This window comes from Streptomyces sp. NBC_00016, assembly GCF_045040885.1.
In the GTDB taxonomy this organism is placed as follows: domain Bacteria; phylum Actinomycetota; class Actinomycetes; order Streptomycetales; family Streptomycetaceae; genus Streptomyces; species Streptomyces coriariae.
In genome coordinates this window covers 3858694-3885388 of record NZ_CP108304.1, presented here as the reverse complement: position 1 = coordinate 3885388, position 26695 = coordinate 3858694, and the positions used below count along the sequence as shown (strand labels likewise).

Sequence of the window (26695 nt, the reverse complement as noted above, 5' to 3'; positions counted from 1 at the left end):
CCCCTGGCACACGAGAGCCGTCGAGCGGGGACAGCACCCCCGGTTTCGGGCGGACCACCCGGCTGCGGATGCCGCGGCCGGGACCATGCCACGCCCGAACCGACAGTGTCAGCCGGCCTTGTACGTGCTGAAGATGTACAGCGCCGCTTCGATCTGTGCTCTCGTTCGGGCCTCGGCTTTCCCGGTGAGCCGGACGAAGACGACCGACGCTTCCGGGTCGGCCGCGACCAGCAAGGTCAGCGGTACCCGGCCCGACAGCGGGTAGTCGTACCAGCCGTCGGGCCTCTCCACGTCTGTCTCCGGGAGGGCGTTCTCGATGGCCTGCCAGTCCGAGTCGTCGAAGCGGTAGCCCGAGAACTCCGCGACCGACTCGCAGAACGGTCGCAGATTGTCTTCGAGGATCCATTGCCCGTCGGCGGACGAGCAAGGGCCCGAGCGCTCACCCGTCGGCCCCTGCCACCCGCTCATCCGTCGGCCCTCGCCACGCCGATCGGGCAGGACACACCGGTCCCGCCGATACCGCAGTACCCGCCCGGGTTTTTGGCGAGGTACTGCTGGTGGTGGGTCTCGGCCGGGTAGAACTGGCGGTTCGCGGCCGGGAGGATCTCTGTGGTGATCGGGCCGTGGCCCGAGCTGGTGAGGGCCCGTCGGTACGACGTGCGGGAGGACTCGGCTGTGGTCGCCTGAGCCGGGGAGTGGGTGTAGATCGCGGAGCGGTACTGGGTGCCGACGTCGTTGCCCTGGCGGAAGCCCTGGGTGGGGTCGTGGGACTCCCAGAACGTCTTCAGGAGGCGCTCGTAGGAGATCACCGCCGGGTCGAAGACCACGCGGACGACCTCCGTGTGGGCGGTCAGGCCCGAGCAGACCTCCTCGTAGGTGGGGTACTCGGTGTGGCCGCCCTGGTAGCCGACCACGGTTGTCCACACACCTGCCGGCAGCTGCCAGAACGTGCGCTCGGCGCCCCAGAAGCAGCCCAGGCCGAAGTCGGCGACCTCGAGGCCCTCGGGGTAGGGGCCGAGGAGCCGGTTGCCGAGGACGGTGTGGCGGTCGAGGACGGAGTACACCGGTGCCGGACGGCCTTGCAGAGCCTGCTCGGGCGTCAGGAGCTGGGGTGTGTGGCTGTGCGGGAGCATGCGGTCTCCAGGGGCGTTGAGGGTCCGTGCGGGTCAACATGCGTACGGCCCATCGGATTCCGGCCCGCCTCAACCCCCCGGCCTCAGCCCCTCCCGCCTCGGTCCTCCTGTATCGGCTGCCTGCCCCGGCTCCCCGGCTTCGACTGCTTGCTTCGACTGCTCGCCTCGGCTGCCCGCCCGGCTCCGTGGCCCAGCTGCCCGCCTCGCCGGCCGCCCCGCTTCCCGGACAGTCCGCCCGGTCGCTGCGGGATGGCCGGGGTCGGTGCGGCAGTGGTGGCCCGGGTCAGTGCGGCAGGGTTGCCGGGCTGCCGCCGTTCGCCTCGTAGCCCGCCACCGCCAGTGCCCGGTAGACCGCGAATTCGCCGGCCGGGTCGGGGGAGAGGGTCCACGGGAGGGCGCCCACATGGCCGTCCACGTGTATGAGCTGGTTCATCGCCTCCGACCAGCGTTCGGCGCGCACCAGGAAGAAGATCAGCAGGTGACGGACGTGCGCCAGCATCGGGTCGTCGGGACGGGCCGCGTGCACCGCGAACAGCGCGCCGTGCATCGCCTTCGTCACGACCTCGCTCTGGTAGAAGCTGCTGACCAGGTTCACCTCGGGGAGGTGCTCGAAGACCGCGAACAGCGGCATGGCCGCGAGGAGGGAGCCCTGGGGGGCTCGCGCGGCCGCCGCCTCCGTGAACGTGTTCGCCAGTTCGCGCGAGCCGTGCCACTTCTCGCACCAGTAGTGCAGGGCCGCCAGATGCGCTCCCATGTGCGCCGGGGCGCGGTCCAGGATCTTCAGCCAGAGCTGCTCGAACTCCTTCTGCTCGTACTGAAGCCCGCGGGCCACCGACAACTCGACGATGTACGGGATCGGGTCACCGGGGGAGAGCAGCGCCGCCTGACCGCAGGCGTCCTTCGCCTCCTCCATGATGATCCGGAAGTCGTCCGTGCCCCGCGTCGACGTCCGCCACGCCTGCTGCACCAGGAACTCGGCGTGCACCGCCGCGCCGCCCGCGTCCTTCGGCGCCTCCGTGCGCCACACCCGCAGCCACTGCCCGCCCGGCGTCTCGCTGACCCCGCCCGGCCGCTGCTGGAGCTCCAGTGCCGCCGCGCCCGCGAAGGCCTGCACGCGCTGCCAGCGCAGCTCGCCCGCCGTCTCCGTGCCGGCCAGCAGCTGCTGTGCGGCCCGGTAGTCCTGCGTGTGCTGCACCACGTCCAGGACGTCCAGCAGGTCCTGGTCGGGGCCGGGCATGCGGATGTCCAGTTCCTCCGTGCGCACGAACCCGTAGGTCTCGGGGTCCGCGGCGTCCGGGTGGCCCGCCGGGACCTGCTCGACCATGCCGCGCCTGCGCCGCAGGAACGGCAGCAGCACGAAGCTGATCATGAGCACCGCCATCAGGACGAACAGAATCTCCATGTCTCAAGCGAACCAGACCGCGCCGACAATTGGCCAACCCACCCCCACACCTGTGGAAAAACGTCGGGGGAGGGCCGTCCTGAGCCTTCCGCTCCCGCCCGCGCGCTCCCGCCGTCCCGCAGCAGGCCCGCGAGCGGACTACGCTCGGTCCTCATGAGCGACAGGCACATCAGTCAGCACTTCGAGACCCTCGCGATCCACGCGGGCAACACCGCCGATCCCCTCACCGGCGCGGTGGTCCCGCCGATCTACCAGGTCTCGACCTACAAGCAGGACGGCGTCGGCGGTCTGCGCGGCGGCTACGAGTACAGCCGCAGCGCCAACCCGACCAGGACCGCCCTGGAGGAGAACCTCGCCGCCCTCGAAGGCGGCCGCCGAGGTCTCGCGTTCGCTTCCGGACTGGCGGCCGAGGACTGCCTGTTGCGTACGCTGCTCAGCCCCGGTGACCACGTGGTGATCCCGAACGACGCCTACGGCGGCACGTTCCGGCTCTTCGCGAAGGTCGTCGCCCGCTGGGGTGTGGAGTGGTCGGTCGCCGACACCGGCGACGCCGCCGCCGTGCGGGCCGCGATCACCCCGAAGACCAAGGCCGTGTGGGTGGAGACCCCCTCCAACCCGCTCCTCGGCATCACCGACATCGCCGCCGTCGCCCAGGTCGCCCGGGAGGCGGGCGCGCGTCTCGTCGTCGACAACACCTTCGCCACGCCGTACCTTCAGCAGCCGCTGTCGCTCGGCGCGGACGTCGTGGTGCACTCCCTGACCAAGTACATGGGCGGTCACTCGGACGTCGTCGGCGGCGCGCTGGTCACCGGCGACGCGGAGCTGGGCGAGGAGCTGGCGTACCACCAGAACGCGATGGGCGCGGTCGCCGGGCCCTTCGACTCCTGGCTGGTGCTGCGCGGCGCCAAGACGCTGGCGGTGCGCATGGACCGGCACAGCGAGAACGCCACCAAGGTCGCCGACATGCTGACCCGGCACGCGCGCGTGACGAACGTGCTGTACCCGGGTCTGCCCGACCACCCGGGTCACGAGGTCGCGGCCAAGCAGATGCGGGCGTTCGGCGGCATGGTCTCCTTCCAGGTCGCCGGTGGCGAGGAGGCGGCCGTCGAGGTGTGCAACCGCGCCAAGGTGTTCACCCTCGGCGAGTCGCTGGGCGGCGTCGAGTCCCTGATCGAGCACCCCGGGCGCATGACGCACGCGTCCGTGGTCGGCTCGGCGCTGGAGGTCCCCGGCGATCTCGTCCGGCTCTCCGTCGGCATCGAGAACATCGACGACCTGCTCGCCGACCTGCAGCAGGCTCTCGGCTAGAGAGCCTGCCGCCAGAGCCCTCCGCCGGTCTTCGGGGTCACCAGCCGGTCAGCGGTGGAGTCGTCTGCGACGGCGGCTCCACCCATGGCTGGGCCACCACCGCCCAGACCGTGAACGCCAGCGTGGCCGCGAGCAGCAGCAGCCACAGCAGCCGCCGGGCGAGCGTGCGGCGGCGCAGTATTCGGCCGCCCCGGCGTACGACGTCCGCGTGGAGTTCCGTCGGTACGTGCGGCGCGGTCCGCTCCATGAGCTGCCGTACGGCGGCCTCCCGCTCGGGCCGGTTCACGACGCCGCCGCCTTCGCCCGGTGCACCGCGGGCGCCGGGCCCCGGGGCGGATGCAGGAGCGTCGCCGTCGCCCGGTCGCAGACCGTGCGGATCCGTTCCACCGGCAGGCCGAGCAGGGCCGCCACCTGTTCGTCGGCGACACCCTCGTAGAGCCTCAGGACCAGGACGAGGCGCTCCTGGGGGGTGAGTCCTGCCAGCGGACCGACGGCGGTGAGCGGCCGGCCGCGGCCGAGGGGCAGAGCGGCGTACCGGTGCCAGGCGCCGTGGGCGAAGCGGGTGGCCAGATACTCGCGGGCCCGGTTGTAAGGGTCCTCGCCGTGCAGCCGGTCCCAGCAGGCGTACGTGTGCGCGAGGGCGAGTGTCAGCAGGCGCCGCGCGCGCGGGTTGTCGGCCGGGGCCTCCGCCGTGAGCAGTGTGGCGGCGTGCAGCAGCCGCCCGCCCGCTCCGGCGACGAACGCTTCGAACTCCCGTGCCCGGCGGGCTTCCTGGGCCGTACGCCGCTCTCGCACACCGAGCCTCCCGCCTGACGGCGTCCCCCTGGAGGGCCATATGCCCCGGTCTCATATGAGGCCAGGGGTGGGCTTTCGGTCAAGAGCCGCGCACGGCTGCCGGAAAGTAGCCGCACGCGCGCGTGCGACCGGTTCAGGAAGCGGTCGACGACGGCTCCGCGCCCGGTACGCCCTGGGCCGCCATCCGGGAGGACAGCGCGGTGTTGAAGCGGGTGAGGAGATCGCAGAACGTCTCGCGCTCCTCCGGCGCCCAGTCGTCCGTCAGCTCGGCCATCAACTGGCGCCGGGACGACCGTACTTCCTCCAGCCGGGACTGTCCGCGCGGGGACAGCTGGAGCACCACGGCCCGCCCGTCCTCGGGGTGCGAGGTCCGCTTGACCAGGCCGGTGTCGACGAGCGGAGCCACCTGCCGGGTGACGGTGGACGAGTCGATGCCCATGCTCGCGGCGAGTGCCTTGACGCCCATCGGGCCTTCCTTGTCGAGGCGGTTGAGCAGCAGGTATGCGGCGCGGTCCATGGAGTTGCGCACCTGCCCGACGCCGCCGAGCCGGGTCTGTTCGGCACGGCGGGCGAACACCGCGACCTCGTGCTGCAAGGTGTCGAGAAGACCGGTGTCACCGACGGTCGTCATGTCCATCGACATTTCAGGTGTTGTGGGCATGGCCGGGGGCTCACTTCATGAAGGGGCTGCTGGAATGGGGGACAGAGTACGCGGCTGGAAGGCGGGTCGTACCGACGCTGCGGAAACCGGTCTCGGAGGTTGGTCACAGCGGTCGTGGCCGCCTGTGAACTGCGATGCTGGAGTCATGAGCTACCGCACGGCTGACTCCTTGCGTTCCGTCACCCTCGACGATGTGCGCGGGGCCCAGAAGATGCTGTCGGGTGTGGCGCGGACGACCGCGATGGAGGGCAGCAGGCACCTGTCCCAGCTGGTCGGGGCGCCGGTGCACTTCAAGTGCGAGAACCTCCAGCGCACGGGGTCGTTCAAGCTGCGCGGCGCGTACGTCCGGATCGCCGGGCTGCTGCCGGAGGAGCGGGCCGCCGGGGTGGTCGCGGCGAGCGCGGGCAACCACGCGCAGGGTGTGGCGCTGGCCTCGACGGTCCTGGGGGTGCGCTCCACGGTGTTCATGCCCCAGGGCGCTCCGCTGCCGAAGATCAGCGCCACCCGCGAGTACGGCGCCGAGGTGCGTCTGCACGGTCAGGTGGTCGACGAGACGCTGGCCGCGGCGCAGGAGTACGCGGCCCAGACGGGTGCGGTGTTCATCCATCCCTTCGACCACCCCGACATCATCGCGGGTCAGGGCACGGTCGGCCTGGAGATCCTGGAGCAGTGCCCGGAGGTGCGCACGATCGTCGTCGGGATCGGCGGCGGCGGGCTGGCGGCGGGCATCGCGGTCGCGGTGAAGGCACTGCGGCCGGACGTGCGGATCGTCGGGGTGCAGGCGGCCGGGGCCGCGGCGTACCCGCCCTCGCTGGCGGCCGGGCGGCCGGTGTCGATCCGCACCCCGGCGACGATGGCCGACGGCATCAAGGTCGGCCGGCCCGGTGACGTGCCGTTCTCCATCGTCGGCGATCTGGTGGACGAGGTGCGCACGGTCACGGAGGACGAGCTGGCCGCGGCGCTGCTGCTCTGCCTGGAGCGGGCCAAGCTGGTCGTCGAGCCGGCCGGGGCGAGTCCGGTGGCCGCACTGCTCAGCGCGCCCGGCGCCTTCGAGGGCCCGGTCGTCGCGGTGCTGTCCGGCGGCAACGTCGATCCGGTGCTGATGGAGCGTGTGCTGCGGCACGGCATGGCGGCGCAGGGCCGCTACCTGGCCGTACGCCTGCGGCTGACGGACCGGCCGGGCGCCCTTGCCACGCTTCTGGGGGCGTTGTCAGTGGTCGACGCTAACGTCTTGGACGTGAGCCATCTGCGGACCGACCCCCGGCTCGGGCTGACCGAGGCGGAGGTCGAGCTGCACCTGGAGACGAAGGGGCCGGAGCACTGCGCCGAGGTCGGCCGAGCCTTGCGCGAGGCCGGTTACACCGTCATCGACTGACGCCAACGGGGGGCGTCGACCGAGGTCGGAGCCCCGGTCGGAACCCGTTCCGAGCGCGCTCGGAGCCCGCTCGGAGCCCGCTTCGAGTCCCTTCGTCACTCGTTCGAGAAAGACCGTTGTGAGACGCGATACATCGCGTTATGGTGTGTCGCACGCCGCTCCCCTCACCTCCCATCGGGCGGAACGAAAAGTACATACCTAGGCTTTCCGAAGAATCCTCAATGACGTGGAGACTGTTATGCCAGGTGCCATCTATGCCGAAGGCCTGGTGAAGACCTTCGGCGACGTAAAGGCTCTGGACGGCGTGGACCTGGACGTCCCGGAGGGCACGGTTCTGGGCCTGCTCGGGCCGAACGGAGCGGGCAAGACCACCACGGTCCGCTGTCTGACCACGCTCCTGCGCCCCGACCGCGGCCGGGCCGTGGTCGCCGGCCTCGACGTGCTCAAGCACCCCAACGAGGTCCGCCGCTCGATCGGCCTGTCCGGCCAGTTCGCGGCCGTCGACGAATACCTCACCGGCCGCGAGAACCTCCAGATGGTCGGCATGCTCTACCAGATGAAGGCGGGTGCGGCGAAGGCCCGGGCCGCCGAACTGCTCGACCAGTTCGGCCTCGCGGAAGCCGCCGACCGCACGGCCAAGACCTACTCCGGAGGCATGCGCCGTCGCCTCGACCTGGCAGCGGCACTGGTCGTCTCACCGCCCGTGATGTTCATGGACGAACCGACGACCGGCCTCGACCCGCGCAACCGCCAGATGCTGTGGGAGGTGATCAAGCGTCTCGTCTCCGGCGGTACGACACTGCTGCTCACCACGCAGTACCTCGAAGAGGCCGACCACCTCGCGCACGACATCGCGGTCGTCGACCACGGCCGGGTGATCGCCCGCGGCACCTCCGACCAGCTCAAGGCCCGCACCGGCGGAGAGCGCGTGGAGGTCGTGGTGCACGACCGCGAACACATCGCCACGGCCGCGGAGGTACTGGCCGGCTTCGGCAAGGGCGAGACCACCGTCGAGCAGCACACCCGCAAGCTCACCGTGCCCGTCGCCGGCGGCGCCAAGCTGCTCGCCGAGGTCATCCGCGAGCTCGACGGCCGAGGTATCGAGATCGACGACATCGGCCTGCGCCGCCCCACCCTCGACGACGTCTTCCTCTCCCTGACGGGACACGTCGCCGAGACGAAGGCCGAGGAGAGCGAAGCGGACCGACGGGACGCCCCGCGCGGTAAGAGCGGCCAGAGCGGCCAGAGCGAGAGGGAGACCGTCAAATGAGTGCCGTCACCGACGCCGTACGCGGCGCGGCGCCCAAGCCCGCCCACCCGCTGGGACAGTCCGTCCGCGACTCGCTGGTCATCGCGAAGCGCAACCTGATCCGGATGTCCCGCATCCCGGAGATGGTCATCTTCGGGCTCATCCAGCCGATCATGTTCGTGGTGCTGTTCACCTACGTGTTCGGCGGATCCATGCAGATCGGCGGCAGCACGAGCGCCACCGACTACACGAACTTCCTGATGGCGGGCATCTTCGCGCAGACCGTCACCTTCGCCACCGCCGGAGCCGGCGCGGGCATCGCCGACGACATGCACAAGGGCCTCATCGACCGCTTCCGGTCCCTGCCCATGGCGCGTGGCGCGGTGCTCACCGGCCGCACCCTCGCCGACCTCGTGCAGACGGCGCTCACCCTGCTCGTCCTGGCGGTGGTCGCCCTCCTGGTCGGCTGGCGGGTCGGCTCCGACGGCAGCACCGACGCCGCCCGGGTCCTGGCCGCCTTCGGGCTGCTGCTCCTGCTCGGCTACGCGTTCACCTGGATCGGCGCCCTGATCGGCCTGAGCGTCCGCACCCCCGAGGCGGCCACCTCCGGCGGACTGATCTGGCTCTTCCCGGTGACCTTCATCTCCAACGCCTTCGTGGACACCAGCAACATGACGCCGTGGCTGCGTCACATCGCCGAGTGGAACCCGTTCAGTGCCACCGTCCAGGCCTGCCGGGTGCTCTTCGCCAACCCGGGCCAGTCGGCGTCCGACGCCTGGCCCATGCAGCACCCGGTCTGGGCCTCGCTGATCTACTCGGTGCTGATCGTCGTGATCTTCCGGACGCTGGCGGTCCGCAAGTACCGCTCGGCGACGGCCTGAGCGTCCCGGACATGACGAAGCCCCCGGCGGCGTGGGCGCCGGGGGCAGGTCACAGCGGGGCGACGGACGGGGGCCGGTCAGCCGCTGTAGGCCTCGGCCTTGAGAATGCGCACGGAGGCCTTCTTGCCGTTGGGCAGCTCGTACTCCGCGTCCTCGCCGACCTTGTGGCCGATCACGCCGGTGCCGAGCGGGGACTGCGGCGAGTAGGTCTCGATGTCCGAGCTCGCGTACTCGCGCGAGGCGAGCAGGAACGTCATGGTGTCGTCCTCGTCACCGTCGAAGGCGATCGTCACGACCATGCCGGGCGCCACCGCGCCGTCGGCGGAAGCCGGGGTCTCGCCGACCTTGGCATTGTCGAGAAGCTGGGTCAGCTGGCGCACACGGAGCTCCTGCTTGCCCTGCTCCTCCTTGGCCGCGTGGTACCCACCGTTCTCACGCAGGTCCCCCTCCTCGCGCGCGGCCGCGATCTTGGCGGCGATCTCCGTGCGCGCAGGACCAGTAAGGTACTCAAGCTCGACCTTGAGCTTGTTGTACGCCTCCTGGGTCAGCCAGGTGACGGACTCGCTGGTCTGGGTCACAGGTGCTCCTCGTCGGTACTGGGAATACAAAGCATCGCCCTACCAAAAGCATGTTCCTCAGGTGATGGGCGAAACCACGAGCCTAACAATTCAGTGGCCGAAGGGGGAGGACATAAGCCATCAGAATTACGTCGACGCAGGTCAGCGTGTACGTATTGCGGAGGATACGGCTCGCCCGACGGCCCCCGCGTCAGTCCCTGCCGGTCGGCGTCAGTCGGCGTGACAGCCGAGCAGCTCGGCCGTCGTGCCCTTGGCCGTCGTACGCAGCGTGACCGTCCGGTCGATGCGCGTGTCCGAGCCGGCGAAGCGGAAGTCCGCCCTGCCCACCTCGGCGCCGTCGGCCGCCTGGGAGCGCACCGTGCAGTAGCCGCTCGCGCCCGAGTCCTTGCGGACCTCCAGGTGGAGCTGCACCGCCTCGTCCGAGGTCGCCTTGAAGGTGATCACCTCGGCGCTGATCTTGTTCTGGCCGACGTAGTGGTAGGCGAAGTAGCCGACCAGGGCGAGCAGGAACGCGCCCAGTACGGCGCCGGTGATCCTGAGCTTGTGGTCGGCCCGCTCGTCCGAGGAACGGCCGTAGCGGCCCTCGGGGAGTCGCGTGCTCGCCGTACTCATGATCGTCCTCCCGGCACGGAATTATTCGCCTCCCGATTCGGTCACTATAGAAGCCTGCGATCGCGCCGGTTCACACCGGGCGCCGACTTACCGAGGATTGAGTCTTGACTGACCAGCTGCGACTGATGGCCGTTCACGCGCACCCCGACGACGAGTCGAGCAAGGGCGCGGCCACCATGGCGAAGTACGTGTCCGAGGGGGTGGACGTGCTGGTCGTGACCTGCACGGGCGGGGAGCGCGGCTCCATCCTCAATCCCAAGCTTCAGGGCGACAAGTACATCGAGGAGCACATCCACGAGGTACGCAAGAAGGAGATGGACGAGGCTCGCGAGATCCTCGGCGTCAAGCAGGAGTGGCTCGGCTTCATCGACTCGGGCCTGCCCGAGGGCGACCCGCTGCCGCCGCTGCCCGACGGTTGCTTCGCCCTGGAGGACGTCGACAAGGCGGCCGGCGAACTGGTGAAGCAGATCCGCTCCTTCCGTCCCCAGGTGATCACCACCTACGACGAGAACGGCGGCTATCCGCACCCCGACCACATCATGACCCACAAGATCTCGATGGTGGCGTTCGAGGGCGCGGACGACGCCGCGAAGTACCCCGAGGCCGAGTTCGGGCCTGTGTACCGGCCGTCGAAGCTGTACTACAACCAGGGCTTCAACCGGCCCCGCACCGAGGCGCTGCACCACGCGATGCTCGACCGCGGCCTGGAGTCGCCCTACGGGGAGTGGCTCAAGCGCTGGGACGAGTTCGGCCAGAAGGAGCGCACGCTCACCACGCACGTTCCGTGCGCCGACTTCTACGAGATCCGCGACAAGGCGCTGATCGCGCACGCCACGCAGATCGACCCCGACGGCGGCTGGTTCCGGGTGCCGATGGAGATCCAGAAGGAGGTCTGGCCCACGGAGGAGTACGAGCTCGCGAAGTCCCGCGTCGATACCTCCCTCCCCGAGGACGACCTCTTTGCGGGCATCCGCGACAATGCCTGACATGAGCGCAAGCGTGAGCCTGGCAATGACGCACCTCGTCCCCCTCGCCAAGGAGGTCGACGAGAACAAGGTCACCCCCGGCGTCCTCGGCTTCATCGTCTTCGCGGCGATGGCCGTGGCGGTGTGGGGCCTGATGAAGTCCATGAGCAAGCACATGGGCAAGGTCGACTTCAAGGAGCCGGCGGACCCCGAGCAGACCTCCGCCGCCGGCACGGCGAAGGCGACGGGGAAGCCCTCCTCGACATCTTGAGGCGAGTGCGCGGCGAGAGCGCGCGGCGCAGGGACGCGTGGCGCCGGGGTGCGGGCTGACCGCCTCACCCCGGCGCCCGTCTCGCCCTTGAGCATGCCCCGCCCGGAGCCCGTCTCCCTCCTGCGCGTGCCCCGCCCCGGTTCAGGTCTTCTACTCGGTGCCCACCGCCACGCCCATGACCTCTCGGCCGTGTCTGCCGGGTACCAGGCCCAGGCGCCAGGCCTGCCAGCCGGACTCCAGGCGGATTCCTCGTTCCAGCAGTAGCCCGTAGGCCTCCAGGCACTCGGTCAGTCGGGTGTCGCGCAGCGGGTGGTGGGTGCGGACCAGCTGGGCCAGTTCCTCCTGGGCCACCGCCGTGCCGACCTCGACCCCGCCCGGGGCCGCGTAGGGCAGCAGGGTGCAGCGCAGGAAGCGGGCCCAGTCCTCGCCGCGCCGGTCGCCGTACGACGCGAACAGGCCGGCCGCCTCGTCGCACAGGGCCAGGGCCGCCTGCGTACGGGCGTTCCCCGCGTCGACGATCGCGAGCTCCAGGCAGGTCCAGGCCTCGCCGTGGGCGACGCCGATGCGCTGGAAGTCGGCGCGCGCGTCGACCAGGAGCTGCCGGGCGAAGCCCGAGTTGCGCAGCGAACCGGTCTGGGCGGCGCGCTGGTCCCGGGTCACCCGGGCCGAGTGGTGGCGGGCACAGGCCAGGCCGTAGACGTCACGCATGCGGGAGAAGAGGGAGCGGGAACGTTCCAGCTCGCGGACGGCGTGGTCCAGGTCGCCCGTCTCCTCCAGGGCCAGGCCCAGGTAGTAGACCGTCCAGGCCTCACCGCGCGCGTCCTCGTTGTCCCGGTGCCGCGCCGACGCCCGGCGCAGGTCCTCCGCCGCCGGGTCCGGGTCCCCTGCGATGAGCCGGGCCCGGGCCAGCTGGGTCAGCGCCCAGGCCTCGCCGCGGGCGTCGCGGGTGCGGCCGTACAGGTCGAGGGCCTCGCGCAGATCGGCCTCGGCCCGCGGGACGTCGCCGCGGCGCAGGTTCAGCTGGCCCAGCTGGAAGTGCGCCCATGCCTCGCCGTGCACGGAGCCGCCCTCGCGGTGCAGGACCAGGGAGCGGGTGAGCAGGTCGAGGGCCTCGGCGAGATGCCCCCTGTCCCGTTCGACCGCCGCCAGCGCGTGCATCGTCCAGGCCCGGTCCGTGGCCAGCTCGGGCGCGGCCTGCAGGTCCATCGCCTCCCGCAGCTTCGCCGCCGCCTCCGTCAGCTGGCCCTGGTGGTGCAGGGTGATGCCCAGCGAGCACAGGGCGCGAGCCGCCCCCGCGTCGTGGTGGGCCTGGAGATAGAGGTCGACGACCGAGCTGAGCGTCGTACGGGCCTTGTCCAGCTCGCCCAGTTGACGGGCCGCGATACCGGTACGCCACTGCACGGACCGCACCAGCAGGTCCTGGCCGACCGACTGCGCCAGCTCGCTGATCTCACCGAGCCGGTAGAGGTCGCCGCGCAGCAGGCAGTAGTCGCACAGGGCGCCCAGCAGGCTCAGTACGGCGTTCTGGTCCACGCCCTCCGCGTGCCGCAGCGTCGCCGTGATGAAGCTCGACTCGTCGTCCAGCCAGCGCAGCGCCTCGTCCAGGGAGGTGAAGCCGTGCGGGGTGAAGCGGTCGGAGCGGGTCGACATGTTGCCGTCGACCAGCCGCAGCACGGAGTCGGCGAGCTCGGCGTAGCTGACGATCAGGCGTTCCTGGGCCGCCGAGCGCTCGTTCTGCTCCTCCTCGTCGAGGAGCCGGGCCTGGGCGAAGGCGCGGACCAGGTCGTGCAGGCGGTAGCGGTCGCCGCGGACGTGGTCGACCAGGCCGGCGTCGGCGAGGGCCGTGAGATGGCGGGTCGCCTCCGCACGGTCCGTGGCGAGGAGCGCGGCCGCCGCGGCCGTCCCGAGCGAGGCCCGTCCGGCCAGGGCCAGCCGGCGCAGCAGTCTGCGGGTCACGTCCGGCTGGTCGGTGTAGCGCAGCCACAGGGCGCGCTCGACCGGCTCCACCGGTCCGTACACCCCCAGGTCCGCCGCCAGCGCGCGCGGTGAGCGCGGGCCGAGCGAGGAGCCCACGACGCGCAGCGCCAGCGGCAGCCCGCCGCACAACTCCCGTATGCGATCGGCGGATTCGGCGTCGTACGGGCCGGAGGCGTCCTGGGCGGCCGCGCCCAGCAGTTCCTCCGCGCCCGCCGAGTCCAGGGGCCGCACCGCCAGTTCGTGCACCCACGCGGACAGTTCGGCCGGCAGCCCCAGCGGGGTCCGGGCGGTGACCAGGACCAGGCTGTCGGAACGTTCCGGCACGAGTGCGAGGACCTGTTCGGGGTCCGAGGCGTCGTCCAGGATCACCGTGACCGGCAGGCCGGTCAGGTGCTGCTGGTACAGCTCGGTGAGCCGCTTGACCTGCTGGTCCGCGGAGGAGCGCTCACGGAAGAGGAGCTGTTCGCGGGGTGCGCCGAGCCGGTTCAGCAGGTGCAGCAGGGCGTCCCGGGTGGGCAGTGGCGCCTCCTCCGCGCTGTGGCCGCGCAGGTCCACCACGCAGGCGCCGCGGAACTGGTCGCGCAGATCGTGCGCGGCCCGCACCGCGAGGGTGGTGCGGCCGCTGCCGGGGGGTCCGTGCAGCACGACCACCGTGGGCCGTGTCTGCGTGCTGGCGCGCGCCGCCTGCACCCACTGCCTGAGCTGCCCGAGTTCGGTCCGCCGCCCGGCGAACGGGCCTGTCGCTTCGGGCAGTTGGGCGAAGGACTGGGCCAGCAAGGTCCGTCCGCGGGCGGCCGCGCTCTTGTCGGCGCCGCGCAGCTGCGGTCCCGGCGCCTTCTTCGGGCCGGTCGTCGCGCTCAGCATCCGCTGCTGATCCAGGAACGGCCGGATGCCCCGCACCTCCAGCGCGGTGAGCCATTGCAGCCGCAGTTGCTCGGCTCCGCCGGGCTGCCCCGCCTCGCCGGCCCGGTGATGCGCGGCCGGCAGATGGGAGCCCGCCACCTTCACGACGGTCGCCGCGGCGCCGACGACGCCGACGGCCACCCCGGCGCCGAGCGCCGTGCCCGGCCCGGTGCCCAGCGCGAGATCGGCGACCGCCGTCGTGACGGCGGCAACACCCGCCACCAGCAGGGGAGTCCGCCCGCCCTCGCGCGCGTACCGCTGTCCGAAACTGACCTGGCGGGACTCCGTCTCCTCCAGGGCGCGCGCGTACGCCTCGTACTCCTCGGCGGCCGTCTGCGCCATGGTGTCCAGCGCGCCGCGCGCCCGCGTCATCAGCACCTGCCGGTCGCTGCGCCCGCCGGAGCGCCGTACTTCCTCCTCCACGGCCCGCGCCAACAACCGCTCGGCTTCCGCCCTATGGCCGTCCCGCATGTCCCGTCCCCCTCCGGAGGTCACCGCTTTCCTTGGTCAAGTGTGCGGCGGGCGGCTCCGCGAAGCGAGGGGGCGAAGGGCCTGGGGTGGCCGGGGCGGTGATCGCCCGGGGGCGCCTGACGTCTGCCGGGCGGGGTACTGCGGCAGGATGGACCCCATGCCGAACCGACTGGCCCATGAGACGTCTCCGTACCTCCTCCAGCACGCCGACAACCCCGTCGACTGGTGGCCCTGGTCGGCGGAGGCCTTCGAGGAGGCGCGCAGGCGGGGCGTGCCGGTGCTGCTGAGTGTCGGGTATTCGAGCTGCCACTGGTGCCATGTGATGGCGCACGAGTCCTTCGAGGACCGGGCGACCGCCGACCAGCTCAACGAGCACTTCGTCAGCGTCAAGGTCGACCGGGAAGAGCGTCCCGACGTGGACGCCGTCTACATGGAGGCCGTGCAGGCGGCCACCGGCCAGGGCGGCTGGCCGATGACCGTGTTCCTGACGCCCGACGCCGAGCCCTTCTACTTCGGGACGTACTTCCCGCCCGCGCCCCGGCAGGGCATGCCCTCCTTCCGGCAGGTGCTGGAGGGGGTGCGGCAGGCCTGGACCGAGCGGCGGGACGAGGTGGCCGAGGTCGCCGGGAAGATCGTCCGGGATCTGGCGGGACGGGAGATCTCCTACGGGGACGGCATGGCCCCCGGAGAACAGGAGCTGTCGCAGGCGCTGCTGGGGCTGACCCGGGAGTACGACCCGCAGCGGGGCGGGTTCGCCGGCGCGCCGAAGTTCCCGCCGTCGATGGTGATCGAGTTCCTGCTGCGCCACCATGCGCGGACGGGCGCCGAGGGCGCTCTCCAGATGGCCCGGGACACCTGCGAACGGATGGCCAGGGGCGGGATCTACGACCAGCTCGGCGGCGGGTTCGCCCGGTACTCCGTCGACCGTGACTGGGTCGTGCCGCACTTCGAGAAGATGCTGTACGACAACGCCCTGCTGTGCCGGGTCTACGCCCATCTCTGGCGGGCCACCGGCAGCGAGCTGGCCCGGCGGGTCGCCCTCGAGACGGCCGACTTCATGGTGCGCGAACTGCGCACCGAGCAGGGCGGGTTCGCCTCCGCGCTCGACGCGGACAGCGACGACGGGAGCGGGAAGCACGTCGAGGGCGTGTACTACGTCTGGACGCCCGAGCAGCTCACCGAGGTGCTCGGGCCGCAGGACGCCGGGCTCGCCGCCCGCTACTTCGGCGTCACCGAGGAGGGCACCTTCGAGCACGGCTCCTCCGTCCTCCAGCTTCCGCAGCAGGAGGAGGTCTTCGACGCGGAGCGGATCGCCGGGATCAAGGAGCGGCTGCTGCGCGAGCGCGGCGGACGGCCCGCCCCGGGCCGGGACGACAAGGTCGTCGCCGCCTGGAACGGGCTCGCGATCGCCGCGCTCGCCGAGACCGGCGCCTACTTCGACCGGCCGGATCTCGTCGAGGCCGCGGTCGGGGCCGCCGATCTCCTCGTCCGGCTGCATCTCGACGAGCAGGCCCGTATCGCCCGTACCAGCAAGGACGGACAGGCCGGGGCCAACGCGGGGGTCCTGGAGGACTATGCCGACGTGGCCGAGGGGTTCCTCGCCCTCGCCTCCGTCACCGGGGAGGGCGTCTGGCTGGAGTTCGCCGGATTCCTGCTCGATCACGTCCTCGTCCGGTTCGTCGACCCCGAGTCCGGTGCGCTGTACGACACCGCGGCCGACGCCGAGCGGCTCATCCGGCGTCCGCAGGATCCGACCGACAACGCGGTGCCCTCCGGCTGGACCGCCGCCGCCGGCGCGCTGCTGAGCTACGCCGCCCATACCGGTTCGGAGCCCCACCGCACCGCCGCGGAGCGGGCGTTGGGCGTCGTGAAGGCGCTCGGGCCGCGGGTGCCCCGGTTCATCGGATGGGGGCTCGCCGCCGCCGAGGCGCTGCTCGACGGGCCGCGCGAGGTCGCCGTGGTCGTCCCCGGCACGGCCGACCCGGCCTCGGCGGCGTTGCACCGTACGGCGCTTCTGGGCACCGCCCCGGGGGCCGTCGTCGCGTTCGGCACGACGGGGAGTGACGAGTTTCCGTTGCTCGCCGACCGCCCGCTGATCGATGGTGAACCGACCGCGTACGTCTGCCGTAACTTCACATGTGACGCGCCGACCGCCGACCCGGAGCGACTGCGCACGGCGTTGACGACCGTGGTGAGCGGCTGAAACACCCACAAAGCCACACCGGAACACCGTGGCTCCGCAGGGAAAGCTGAGCATCTGTTCGGATAAGTCGGCTTACAAGCGGCAGAGTTCCGAAACAATCTATTTATCGGAAGAGTTCCCGGACTTCACAGAGTCCCCCTAGTCTCTCCACAGTGACGCGACGGATGTGACACGCCGTCGCGACAGGGGGCTCTGGGATCTGGGGGGATCTGCTTGCTCACGTCTGTCTTCATCGCTGCCGTCTCACTGGCCTTGTTCTGGATGGCGGCGTTCACCTTGTGGTGGCAGATGCACGCGTGGCGTACGCCCGAAGTGCTCGCGTCCACCCGGTTCAGCAGCCCGGACGGCGACGAACACGTCTCCTTCTCGCTGCTGCTTCCGGCACGGCACGAACAGGCCGTGCTGGACCACACCATCCAGCGCCTGCTGGAGTCCGGCCACACCGACTTCGAGATCATCGTCATCGTGGGTCACGACGACCCCGAGACCACGGCGGTGGCCGAGAGCGCCGCCGAACGCGACCCGCGCGTCCGTGTCGTCGTCGACACCCACGAGAAGAAGAACAAGCCGAAGGCCATGAACACGGCGCTGCCGCACTGCCGCGGCGATGTCGTCGGGGTCTTCGACGCCGAGGACCAGGTCCATCCCGAGCTGCTCTCCCATGTCGACCACGCCTTCCGGACCACGGGGGCCGACGTCGTGCAGGGCGGGGTGCAGCTCATCAACTTCCACTCCAGCTGGTACAGCCTGCGCAACTGCCTGGAGTACTTCTTCTGGTTCCGCTCCCGGCTCCATCTGCATGCGCAGAAAGGATTCATCCCGCTGGGTGGCAACACCGTCTTCGTACGGACGCACACCCTCAGGGAAGCCGGCGGCTGGGACCCGGACTGCCTGGCCGAGGACTGTGATCTCGGTGTCCGCCTCTCCAGCGTCGGCAAGAAGGTCGTCGTCGCCTACGACTCCGCCATGGTGACCCGGGAGGAGACCCCGGGCTCGCTGATGTCCCTGCTCAAGCAGCGCACCCGCTGGAACCAGGGCTTCCTCCAGGTCTACCGGAAGAAGGACTGGAAGCAACTCCCCGGGTTCGGGCAGCGGTTGCTGGCCCGCTACACCCTCATGACGCCCTTTCTCCAGGCGTTCTCCGGGGTCGTCATCCCGCTCAACGTGGCGATCGCGCTCTTCCTCGACGTGCCCGTCGGGATCGCCTTCGTCACCTTCCTGCCGGCCGTGACGGCACTCGTCACCTTCGTCTTCGAGCTCGTCGGCCTGCACGACTTCGGCAAGCAGTACGGCCTGCGCGTCCGCCTCGTCCACTACCTCAAGCTCGTCGTGGGCGGGCCCTTCTACCAGGTCCTCCTCGCGGGGGCCGCGATGCGCGCGGTCTGGCGTGAACAACGCGGCCGTACCGACTGGGAGTTGACCTCACATGTCGGCGCGCATCTGACCGCCGCGACTCCCGGACCCGCAGCCGCACCTGCAGCCGGACCCGCAACCGGGGCCGTAGCCGGTCCCGCGACCGTGGCCGGACCTGCTTCCGATCCCGCAGTGATCCGAGAGGACGTTCCTGCGTGACCTCCACCCTTCCCGCGGTGACCACCGGCACGGTCCCCGCGCAGCGCCGGCCTGTGCCTGATTCGCGTTCGACCGGCCGAACGGCTGTGACCGAGCGGCTGCGACGGTCCCGTCCCGACCTGATCCTGTGCGGCGTGCTCCTCGTGGCGATCCTCGTCGTGCAGGGCTGGAACATCGCCGACTACCCGACCCTCAGCGACGACGAGGGCACCTACCTCGCCCAGGCCTGGGCCGTCCAGGAGGGCAGGGGGCTCGCCCACTACACCTACTGGTACGACCACCCGCCCCTCGGCTGGATCCAGCTCGCCCTGCTGACCTGGATCCCCAAGCTGTTCAGCCCCGACTCGATGACCGTCGGCGCGATGCGGCCCGCGATGCTCGTGGTCAGCGCGATCAGCGCCGTTCTCGTCTACGTCCTCGGGCGGCGGCTGTCGCTGCCCCGATGGGCGGCCGGGCTCGGCATGGTCCTGTTCGGGCTCTCCCCGCTCTCGGTCGTCCTCCAGCGGGAGATCTTCCTGGACAACCTCGCGGTGATGTGGACCCTGCTCGCGTTCACCCTGGCCGCCTCGCCGAGCCGCCACCTCTGGCACCACTTCGCGGCGGGTGTCGCCGCCGCGACGGCCGTGCTCACCAAGGAGACGATGCTCTTCGTCCTCCCGGCGGTCTTCGTCACCATGTGGCGGCACAGCCACCGCGACACCCGTAAGTTCGCCCTCACCGGCGCGGTCACCGCCTGTGTGCTGATCGGCCTCGCGTATCCCCTCTTCGCCCTGCTCAAGGGCGAGTTGCTGCCGGGCAGCGGCCATGTCTCCCTCTGGGACGGCATCGCCTACCAGATGACCAGACCCGGGTCGGGCTTCATCCTCGACCAGGGCTCGGGGTCCTACGACGCGCTCCGGTCGTGGCTCTACTACGACCGGGTGCTGATCCTCGGCGGCCTCGCGGGCGCGCTGCTGCTCCTGCTCACCTGGCGCTGGTCGGTCACCGCCCGCGCTCTCGCCGGACCGTCGCTGGCGGTGGCGATCCTCGCGCTGGTCGCGATGCGGCCCAGCGGCTACCTGCCCGCGATGTACGTCATCCAGGCGCTGCCCTTCCTCGCGCTCGTCCTCGCCGGCGGCACGGCGAGCATCGCCCACGCCGTCCTGCGCAGACGGCGCGGGCCGGACGAGGCACGGTGGCGGACCGGCGGCCGCTACGCCCTCGCGGCCGTCCTCGCCCTGGCGGCGGGCGCGTACGTCGTCCCCCGCTGGTACGACGGCGACCGCACCGCCGTCACCGCCGACGCCAACGCTCCCTACCGGGCCGCCTCCACATGGCTGGCCACCGAGGTCGAGGACCCGGCCGGCACCCGCGTCCTGGTCGACGACGCGCTCTGGCTGGACCTGGTGCACGCCGACTACCGGCCCGGACCCGGGGCCATCTGGTTCTACAAGGCCGACCTCGACCCGGCCGTCACCAAGACCCTGCCGAACGGCTGGCGGGACATCGACTACGTCGTCGCCTCGCCGACCGTCCGGCGGGACGCGAGCGACCTGCCGCAGGTCGGGGCGGCTCTCGAGCACTCGACGCCGGTGGCCACCTTCGGCTCCGGTGAGGACCGGATCGAGATCCGGCGGATCCAGACCGACTCCGGAGGCGTCCGATGAGCCACGAACACACCGAGTACAGCGCCCCCGTCCCCGATCTGAGCGCCGCCCAGCTCGCCGAGCCCGGCGCGGTCACCATCGTCGTACCGACCTTCAACGAGTCGGCGAACATCCGCCAACTGCTGCACCGGATCACCGAGTCGGTTCCCTCCCGGCTGCCCTGCGAGGTCGTCTTCGTGGACGACTCCACCGACGACACCCCCGAGGTCATCCGGGACGCGGCGCGCGACTGCCCGTTCCCGGTGACCGTGCTGCACCGGGAGGAACCGGTCGGCGGGCTCGGGGGCGCGGTCGTCGAGGGGATGCGGACGGCCGGCTCGGACTGGATCGTCGTCATGGACGGCGACTGCCAGCACCCCCCGTCCCTGGTACCGGAGTTGGTGGCCACCGGGGAACGGTCGAACGCCGCGCTCGTCGTCGCCTCCCGGTACATCAAGGGCGGCAGCCGCGCCGGGCTGGCGGGCAGCTACCGGGTGGCCGTCTCCCGCGGGGCCACCTGGCTCACCAAATCCCTCTTCCCCCGGAAGCTGCACGGCATCAGCGATCCGATGAGCGGGTTCTTCGCGATCCGGCGCAGTGCGGTCACCGCCGACGTCCTCAAGCCGCTCGGCTACAAGATCCTCCTCGAACTCGCCGTCCGCAGCCGCCCGCGCGCGGTCGGCGAGGTCCCGTTCGTCTTCGAGGAGCGCTTCGCCGGCGAGTCCAAGTCGAGCGCCCGGGAGGGCTTCCGCTTCCTGCGCCACCTGGTCGGCCTGCGCACCGCGTCGCCGGTCGCCCGCATGATCGGCTTCGGGCTGATCGGGGCGACCGGGTTCCTGCCCAACCTGCTGGGGCTGTGGGCCCTCACCGCCGCCGGACTGCACTACGTGCCGGCCGAGATCCTCGCCAACCAGCTCGGCGTCGCCTGGAACTTCGTCCTCATCGAGCATCTGCTGTTCCGCGACCGCCGGGCCCATCGCCGCTGGTGGGACAGGGCCGGCCGGTTCGCGCTGCTCGCCAACGCCGATCTGGTGCTGCGCATCCCGCTGATCGCGCTGTTCGTGCACCGGTTCGGGATGGGCGCGCTGTCCGCGACCGCGCTGGCCCTGGTCACGACGTTCGTCGTGCGCTTCGCCGGTACCGAAGCGCTGGTCTACCTCCCCCGCCGGAGGCCGCGGCGGAGCCGCACCGCAAGGAGAGCCGTGTGAACAGACGCCGCAGACGGATCGCCATGCTGGCGGTGACGGGCCTCACCTCAGGCCTGTTGCTGGCCGGCCCGCAACCCGCGTCCGCCGCCAACCTCATCAAGAACGCCGGCTTCGAGACGGCGGGTACGGACGGCATGCCGTACTGCTGGGAGAAGTCGGGCTGGGGCGACAACGACTTCGCCTTCGCGCACACCTCGGACGCGCACACCGGCGCCAAGGCGATGAAGGTGACGCTGACCCGCCGGGTCGACGGCGACCGCAAGGCGCTGATCACCGAGTCGGCCCAGTGCGCGCCCGCGGCGACGCCGGGCAAGCAGTACGACCTGTCGCTCTGGTACAAGTCGACGACCCCCGACACCTCCCTCACCCTCTTCCGGCACGACGCGACGGCGGGCTGGCAGTACTGGACGGACCTCAAGACGCTGGACATGGCGTCCGCCTACACCGAGGCCACCGTCCGCACCCCCGCGGTGCCGGCCGGCACCGACCGCATCACCTGGGGCGTCTCCGTCTACGGGACCGGCTCGGTGACCACCGACGACTACACGATGGAGCAGGTGCCGGACGTCCTCCCGCCCGCGACCTGCACGGGCACCGCCGACAGTTGCGCCAATGGCCGCTGGGACGTGCTGCCCACGCAGAACCCGGTCCGCTCCATGCACTCCGTCGTCCTCAACAACGGCAAGGTGCTGCTGATCGCCGGCTCCGGCAACAGCGAGGAGCAGTTCAACGCGGGCACGTTCACGTCGGCGGTGTACGACCCGGCGACCGGCAGCTACAAGGTCGTCCCCACGCCGAAGGACATGTTCTGCTCCGGGCACGTGCAGCTCCAGGACGGGCGCGTCCTCGTGATGAGCGGCAACAAGGCCTACCCGGTGGCCGGCGGGCACGGCTACGAGGGCTTCAAGGACTCGTACGTCTTCGATCCCGTCACCGAGACGTACAGCAGGACCAACGACATGAACGACGGCCACTGGTACCCGTCGGCCACGGTCATGGGCAACGGTGACGTGCTGTCCTTCGGCGGGCTGCGCGAGGACTCGACCGGATCGGTGACGGCCGAGCTGTTCTCGCAGGCCGAGCAGCAGTGGCAGCCGCTGTGGAAGGTCAACCAGACCTGGTCGTACTGGGGTCTGTACCCGTCGATGATCCTGATGCAGGACGGCCGCCTCTTCTACTCGGGCAGCCATGTCTTCGGCAACAACATCCCGGGCACGGGTTCGGCGGTCTACGACTACGACGCCAACACGGTCACCCAGATCCCCGGTCTGCAGAACAAGGACCAGCGCGACCAGTCGGCGAGCGTCCTGCTGCCTCCGGCGCAGGACCAGCGGGTCCTCACCCTCGGCGGCGGCAACATCGACTCCAACCCGGACGGCAACCGGCTCACCGACATCATCGACCTGAAGGCCGCGAACCCGTCGTACGTCGCCGGACCGCCGCTCCCGCAGGGCACCGTCGACCTCGGCACCGGGCCGGTCGCCGAGACGGGCAACCAGGGGAAGATGTACGTCTCCGCCGTGCTGCTGCCCGACGGCAAGGTGCTGGAGACGGGCGGCGCGCTGCACAACCGGGCCGACCCGGTCTTCGAGTCGTCGATCTACGACCCCGGCACGAACACCTTCGATCCCGTCGCCGCCGACCCGCAGGCCCGCGGCTACCACTCGTCGTCGTTCCTGCTGCCCGACGGCCGGGTGATGTCGACCGGCGACAACCCGGGCAACGGCACCTGGAACCACAACGTGTCGATCTACACCCCGCCCTATCTGCTCAAGGGCACCCGGCCGGCGATCACGTCGGTCATCGACACGGAGTGGACGTACGGCGACACCCAGCGCATCACGGTCGACCGGCCCATCGCCAAGGCGGAGCTGATCCGCCCGGCGGCGGTGACCCACTCCTCCGACCCGAACCAGCGCTTCGTGGACCTCCCGCTGTCCGTCGACGGCAACAACGTCGACCTCAACGTGACGAGCAACCCGAACCTGGCGCCGCCCGGCTGGTACATGCTCTTCGCGGTGGACGCGAACGGGGTGCCGTCGGTGGCGAAGTGGGTGCACCTCCAGGGTCCGGCCGGACTCGCCGCGGACTCCGCGTCGACGTTCTCGGTGTCCTCGGGCACCGCGGCCGCACCGCACGTGCACTCCTTCGCCGACGAACTGACCGGCAAGGTCACCGGCCCCGGCAGGAAGCGGACCTCGCAGGCGGTCGGCCCGACCGTCTCCGGCTGCGACCGGCACTACGGCTCGATCAACGTGTGCGTGCCCACGGCGTTCCCGGCGACGGTGAAGAGGACGACGGCCGCCCGCTGCTCCTGGCTCAAGGCCAACGACTACGGCCGGCTGAAGATCAACGGCAAGGACGACCCGCTGGGGCTCGACCCCGACCGGGACGGCCTCGCGTGCGGAAAGGGCGACCTGCGCAAGGGCTAGGGCCTGCCCTGTCCCGCGAACTCCGCCAGGGCGCGCTCCACGATGGCCACCAGCTGCTCGTGGTGCGCGCCCTTCCAGTAAGCGCGCCCGCAGGACAGGCACTGCGCGAACACGTCGTACGACTGCCGCGTGCCGTGGCGCAGCTGGTCGGCGACCTCCTCCTTGGTGGCCTTGCGCAGCAGACCGTTGCAGGCGGTGCACCTCGTCCAGGGAAGCAGCTCGGGCGCGAACCGGTCGAGTACGTCGCGGAGCTGCTCCTCGGGGTCGGTGCTGTAGACGAACGCGCCCGCCCACAGTTCGCGCCGCCGCAGCAGGCCCCGGTCCCGGCTCAGCATGACGCGCTGTTCGGCCGCCGACCGGGTGGCGAGCGCCGGGTCGCCGATGTCGGTCGACTCGTACGCCGTGTCCACGCCGAGCAGACGCATCCGGCGGGCCAGGGTGCCGAGGTGGACGTCGAGGAGGAAGCGCAGCGGCGCTTCCGGGATCTGCTGAGGGCGGGCCACCGGGCGGACGGTCACCGACTCGCCGGCTGCGGGGATGTGCGAGACCGGTACGGCGCGGCCGTCGACGAGCAGGGTGCCGACCTCGGTGAGGGGCACCCCGAGCGACTCGACGACATGGCCGAGGGTGGAGACGCCGTCGACGGCGAGCGCGGTGGCTCCGGCACGCCGCGCGGGCGGGACGAACAGGGCCAGCTCCGGGGCGACTTCGACGCGGATCTCGAATGCGTTCACCTGGTCAGGATGGCACGGCCCAGGGGTGGGGGCTCAGCTGTTTTCCTTGCTCAGGCCGTGCTCCAGGACGTCCAGGGTGCGGTCGAGGAGGGCGCCGAAGTCGTCCTCGTGGCCGTGCTCGCCCCAGTACAGGGCCGTCTCCATCAGGCCGCCGAGCAGGGACATCGTGTAGACGCGGACCTCCAGGCTGTCGGGGTCGCGGCCGGAGCGCTCGCCGATCGCGACGCAGAGCATGCGGCCGAGGACCGACATGCTCTCCATCATCCGCGAGCGCACCGCCGGAACCTGGACCATCAGGTGGGTGCGCAGCCGGGCCATGTCCGGGTCCTCGTCGAAGCCCATGCGGGCGCCTTCCCGCATCACGTACCGCATGGTGTCCGCCACCGCCTCGCGGGCGGGCCGGGAGCGCAGCAGCGCCAGCAGGATCGGGTCCTGCTCGTCGGTGAGGACGATGTCCTCCTTGGTCGGGAAGTAGCGGAAGACGGTCGACGGCGACACCTCGGCGCGCTCGGCGATCTGGTCGATCGTCGTGGCGTCGTACCCCTGCTCCTTGACCAGCGCGTAGGTCGCGGCGCGGATCGCCTCGCGGGTCTTGGTCTTCTTGCGCTCCCGGAGACCCGGCTGCGGGTGGTCGGCGGGAGAGCTGGTGCGTGCGGCCGTCATGGGCTCATTGTCGGGCATCGGCCGCGGGGGTGACCAAGCCGGGACCGGCGTCCTCGGCCCCGCCCGCCACCGCATCGCTCCTGTCGACCTGCGCGGTTCCCGGCAGGAACGCGGCCGCCAGCAGCGCGGAGGCCAGGGCGGCGATGCCGCACACCAGCAGCACCAGGCTCATGCCGTGGACGTAGGCGGAGTTCGCGGAGGCGGCGAGATCGGTCAGGTGCGCCTTCTCGGCGATCACATGGGCGGCTACCACCGAGTCCCCGGCGGTGTCGGCGGCCCCCGCGGGCAGACCGGTGACGTCGAGGCGGTCGCGGAAGGCGCTCGCGAGCAGGCTGCCGAGCAGCGCGATGCCGATGGCGGCGCCGACCTGGCGCAGGGTCATCAGCAGGCCGGAGCCGCTGCCGGCGCGGTCGGTGGGCAGGGTGCCCAGGGCGCCGGCCATCGCGGGCACGATCGAGAAGCCGAAGCCGAACCCGACGATCGACAGCCACAGCGCGGTGAAGCCGTAGCCGGAGTCGACCGTCGTCCGGCTGCCCAGCAGCATGGCGAAGGCCAGCACCACCAGGCCCGCGCTCACCACCGCCCGCGCCCCGAACCGGACCACGACGGGCTGCGCGGCCCGCGCGGCGACGATCAGACCGCCCATCATCGGCAGCAGCCGCACCCCGGTGCCGAGGGCGTCGTTTCCGAGGACGGCCTGGAGGTACTGCGGCAGGACGAACAGCAGGCCGGACAGCACGAACATGAGAAGCGTCGCCGCGAGCGTGTTGAACAGGAAGCCGCGGTGGGCGAGCAGCCCCATGTCGAGCATGGGCCGCGCGGCCCGGCGCTCGCGCAGGACCAGCGCGGTGATCAGTACGACGGCGGTGGCGTCCATCGCGAGGACGAGCGGGTCGCCCCAGCCCCGGGTGGGCGCCTCGATGATCGCGTAGATGAGGGCGCCGAGACCGGCCGCGGTGAGCGCGGTGGAGACGATGTCGACCTTGGGGGAGGCCGGGTCGCGGGTCTCGGGCAGCAGGAAGACGCAGGCGGCGATGCCGAGCGCGGCCATCGGGAGGTTGATGAGGAAGACCGAGCCCCACCAGAAGTGGTTGAGCAGCCAGCCGCCGATGATCGGCCCGAGCGGCAGGCCCAGCGTCGAGCCGGCCGAGACGATGCCGACGGCCTTGGTGCGCTCTTCGGGCGCGAACAGCGAGGGCAGCACCGACAGCGCGAGCGGCGTGACCAGCGCGGCCCCGACGCCCATCACGGCGCGGGCGGCGATCACCGCGTTCACGTCCCCGGCCAGGGCGCCGACCAGCGAGCCGACGAGGAAGATCCCCAGCCCGGTGATCAGCATGTTCCGCCGGCCGAAGCGGTCGCCCAGCAGGCCGGCCGGGAGCATCAGCGCCGCGAAGACGACGATGTACGCGTCCGCCATCCACTGCTGCTGACCGGTGCCGGCGCCGAGCTGCTCCGCCATCGTCGAGAGGGCCACATTGAGGATCGTCGTGTCGAAGCCGAGCGTGAGCATGCTCGCGACCAGGGCCCCCAGGGCCCACCAGCGGCGGGGGTCGGGCCCCACCGCAGCAGAGTTCGTGACAGTAGCCATGAAATGAGAGTAGCTCTCAAAAGATGGTACGTGTCAAATGCTATGGACTCCCGGTATGCGGGAACCGGCGCGCAAAAAAGGGCCAC

23 protein-coding genes are annotated in these 26695 nt (G+C 71.1%); 11 read left to right on the top strand and 12 right to left on the bottom strand.

What is annotated here, in order from left to right:
- Positions 1 to 108: 108 nt before the first annotated feature.
- The 3 genes from OG933_RS17020 to OG933_RS17010 all read right to left on the bottom strand — a co-directional run bounded on the left by OG933_RS17020 (position 109) and on the right by OG933_RS17010 (position 2535).
- On the bottom strand, positions 109 to 468 hold the full coding sequence (locus OG933_RS17020) for a hypothetical protein (protein WP_362517319.1): 360 nt from the start codon (positions 466 to 468) through the stop codon (positions 109 to 111).
- On the bottom strand, positions 465 to 1133 hold the full coding sequence (msrA, locus tag OG933_RS17015; RefSeq protein ID WP_405627687.1) for a peptide-methionine (S)-S-oxide reductase MsrA: 669 nt from the start codon (positions 1131 to 1133) through the stop codon (positions 465 to 467). The genes OG933_RS17020 and msrA overlap by 4 nt, the downstream gene beginning before the upstream one ends.
- A gap of 283 nt (positions 1134 to 1416) precedes the next feature.
- Complete coding sequence (locus tag OG933_RS17010) at positions 1417 to 2535, bottom strand: hypothetical protein (RefSeq protein ID WP_054242558.1); 1119 nt, start codon at positions 2533 to 2535, stop codon at positions 1417 to 1419.
- Between the two features lie 153 nt (positions 2536 to 2688).
- Here OG933_RS17010 and OG933_RS17005 point away from each other — a divergent pair, with 153 nt between their 5' ends.
- Complete coding sequence (locus OG933_RS17005) at positions 2689 to 3843, top strand: cystathionine gamma-synthase (RefSeq protein WP_362517312.1); 1155 nt, start codon at positions 2689 to 2691, stop codon at positions 3841 to 3843.
- Between the two features lie 37 nt (positions 3844 to 3880).
- Here OG933_RS17005 and OG933_RS17000 read toward each other — a convergent pair whose 3' ends face one another.
- The 3 genes from OG933_RS17000 to OG933_RS16990 form a co-directional block, all read right to left on the bottom strand.
- Positions 3881 to 4129, bottom strand: a complete 249-nt coding sequence (locus OG933_RS17000) for a hypothetical protein (RefSeq protein ID WP_267018667.1) — start codon at positions 4127 to 4129, stop codon at positions 3881 to 3883.
- The gene (locus OG933_RS16995) at positions 4126 to 4638 is read right to left on the bottom strand and encodes a sigma factor-like helix-turn-helix DNA-binding protein (protein ID WP_267018666.1); all 513 of its coding nucleotides are present in this window, start codon (positions 4636 to 4638) and stop codon (positions 4126 to 4128) included. The genes OG933_RS17000 and OG933_RS16995 overlap by 4 nt, the downstream gene beginning before the upstream one ends.
- Before the next feature lie 133 nt (positions 4639 to 4771).
- Entirely contained in the window at positions 4772 to 5281 is a 510-nt protein-coding gene (locus OG933_RS16990; protein ID WP_020128095.1) for a MarR family winged helix-turn-helix transcriptional regulator, read from the bottom strand.
- Between the two features lie 163 nt (positions 5282 to 5444).
- Here OG933_RS16990 and ilvA point away from each other — a divergent pair, with 163 nt between their 5' ends.
- From ilvA to OG933_RS16975, 3 genes are all read left to right on the top strand, one after another.
- Positions 5445 to 6674 carry a threonine ammonia-lyase gene (gene ilvA, locus OG933_RS16985; protein WP_362517308.1) on the top strand — a complete coding sequence of 410 codons (1230 nt, stop codon included), beginning with the start codon at positions 5445 to 5447 and terminating at the stop codon, positions 6672 to 6674.
- Positions 6675 to 6912: 238 nt separating this feature from the next.
- On the top strand, positions 6913 to 7944 hold the full coding sequence (locus tag OG933_RS16980; RefSeq protein ID WP_362517305.1) for an ATP-binding cassette domain-containing protein: 1032 nt from the start codon (positions 6913 to 6915) through the stop codon (positions 7942 to 7944).
- Positions 7941 to 8804, top strand: coding sequence for an ABC transporter permease (locus OG933_RS16975; protein ID WP_020128092.1), 864 nt, complete (start codon positions 7941 to 7943; stop codon positions 8802 to 8804). The genes OG933_RS16980 and OG933_RS16975 overlap by 4 nt, the downstream gene beginning before the upstream one ends.
- A 77-nt stretch (positions 8805 to 8881) precedes the next feature.
- Here OG933_RS16975 and greA read toward each other — a convergent pair whose 3' ends face one another.
- Complete coding sequence (gene greA / locus OG933_RS16970; protein ID WP_020128091.1) at positions 8882 to 9382, bottom strand: transcription elongation factor GreA; 501 nt, start codon at positions 9380 to 9382, stop codon at positions 8882 to 8884.
- Between the two features lie 210 nt (positions 9383 to 9592).
- Positions 9593 to 9994 (bottom strand): DUF4307 domain-containing protein, encoded by a 402-nt coding sequence (locus OG933_RS16965; protein ID WP_020128090.1) that lies wholly within the window; start codon positions 9992 to 9994, stop codon positions 9593 to 9595.
- Between the two features lie 125 nt (positions 9995 to 10119).
- On the opposite strand from OG933_RS16965, the gene mca reads away from it, so the two are divergent.
- Both mca and OG933_RS16955 read left to right on the top strand, forming a co-directional pair.
- A complete protein-coding gene (mca, locus tag OG933_RS16960; protein WP_054242565.1) occupies positions 10120 to 10980 on the top strand; it encodes a mycothiol conjugate amidase Mca in 861 nt (286 codons plus the stop codon).
- Positions 10973 to 11230 carry a hypothetical protein gene (locus OG933_RS16955; protein WP_078615601.1) on the top strand — a complete coding sequence of 86 codons (258 nt, stop codon included), beginning with the start codon at positions 10973 to 10975 and terminating at the stop codon, positions 11228 to 11230. Before mca ends, OG933_RS16955 begins: the two co-directional genes overlap by 8 nt.
- Before the next feature lie 150 nt (positions 11231 to 11380).
- On the opposite strand, the gene OG933_RS16950 is transcribed toward OG933_RS16955, so the two are convergent.
- Complete coding sequence (locus tag OG933_RS16950; RefSeq protein WP_405627684.1) at positions 11381 to 14581, bottom strand: tetratricopeptide repeat protein; 3201 nt, start codon at positions 14579 to 14581, stop codon at positions 11381 to 11383.
- A gap of 157 nt (positions 14582 to 14738) precedes the next feature.
- Between OG933_RS16950 and OG933_RS16945 the strand changes: the two genes are divergently transcribed.
- The 5 genes from OG933_RS16945 (at position 14739) to OG933_RS16925 (ending at position 23621) form a co-directional block, all read left to right on the top strand.
- Entirely contained in the window at positions 14739 to 16784 is a 2046-nt protein-coding gene (locus OG933_RS16945) for a thioredoxin domain-containing protein (protein ID WP_405627683.1), read from the top strand.
- Between the two features lie 213 nt (positions 16785 to 16997).
- The gene (locus tag OG933_RS16940; RefSeq protein ID WP_362517279.1) at positions 16998 to 18356 is read left to right on the top strand and encodes a glycosyltransferase; all 1359 of its coding nucleotides are present in this window, start codon (positions 16998 to 17000) and stop codon (positions 18354 to 18356) included.
- Positions 18353 to 20002, top strand: a complete 1650-nt coding sequence (locus OG933_RS16935) for an ArnT family glycosyltransferase (protein WP_405627682.1) — start codon at positions 18353 to 18355, stop codon at positions 20000 to 20002. Before OG933_RS16940 ends, OG933_RS16935 begins: the two co-directional genes overlap by 4 nt.
- Positions 19999 to 21189: a glycosyltransferase family 2 protein gene (locus tag OG933_RS16930; protein ID WP_362517273.1), complete on the top strand. Its 1191-nt coding sequence runs from the start codon at positions 19999 to 20001 to the stop codon at positions 21187 to 21189. Before OG933_RS16935 ends, OG933_RS16930 begins: the two co-directional genes overlap by 4 nt.
- A gap of 23 nt (positions 21190 to 21212) precedes the next feature.
- The gene (locus OG933_RS16925) at positions 21213 to 23621 is read left to right on the top strand and encodes a galactose oxidase-like domain-containing protein (protein ID WP_405633415.1); all 2409 of its coding nucleotides are present in this window, start codon (positions 21213 to 21215) and stop codon (positions 23619 to 23621) included.
- On the opposite strand, the gene OG933_RS16920 is transcribed toward OG933_RS16925, so the two are convergent.
- From OG933_RS16920 to OG933_RS16910, 3 genes are read right to left on the bottom strand one after another with little or no spacing between them, the layout of a single operon-like run.
- Complete coding sequence (locus OG933_RS16920; RefSeq protein WP_362517270.1) at positions 23618 to 24355, bottom strand: Mut7-C RNAse domain-containing protein; 738 nt, start codon at positions 24353 to 24355, stop codon at positions 23618 to 23620. The genes OG933_RS16925 and OG933_RS16920 overlap by 4 nt on opposite strands.
- Before the next feature lie 33 nt (positions 24356 to 24388).
- The gene (locus OG933_RS16915; RefSeq protein ID WP_362517267.1) at positions 24389 to 25018 is read right to left on the bottom strand and encodes a TetR family transcriptional regulator; all 630 of its coding nucleotides are present in this window, start codon (positions 25016 to 25018) and stop codon (positions 24389 to 24391) included.
- 4 nt (positions 25019 to 25022) lie between these two features.
- Complete coding sequence (locus OG933_RS16910; protein ID WP_405627681.1) at positions 25023 to 26609, bottom strand: DHA2 family efflux MFS transporter permease subunit; 1587 nt, start codon at positions 26607 to 26609, stop codon at positions 25023 to 25025.
- Positions 26610 to 26695: the final 86 nt, after the last annotated feature.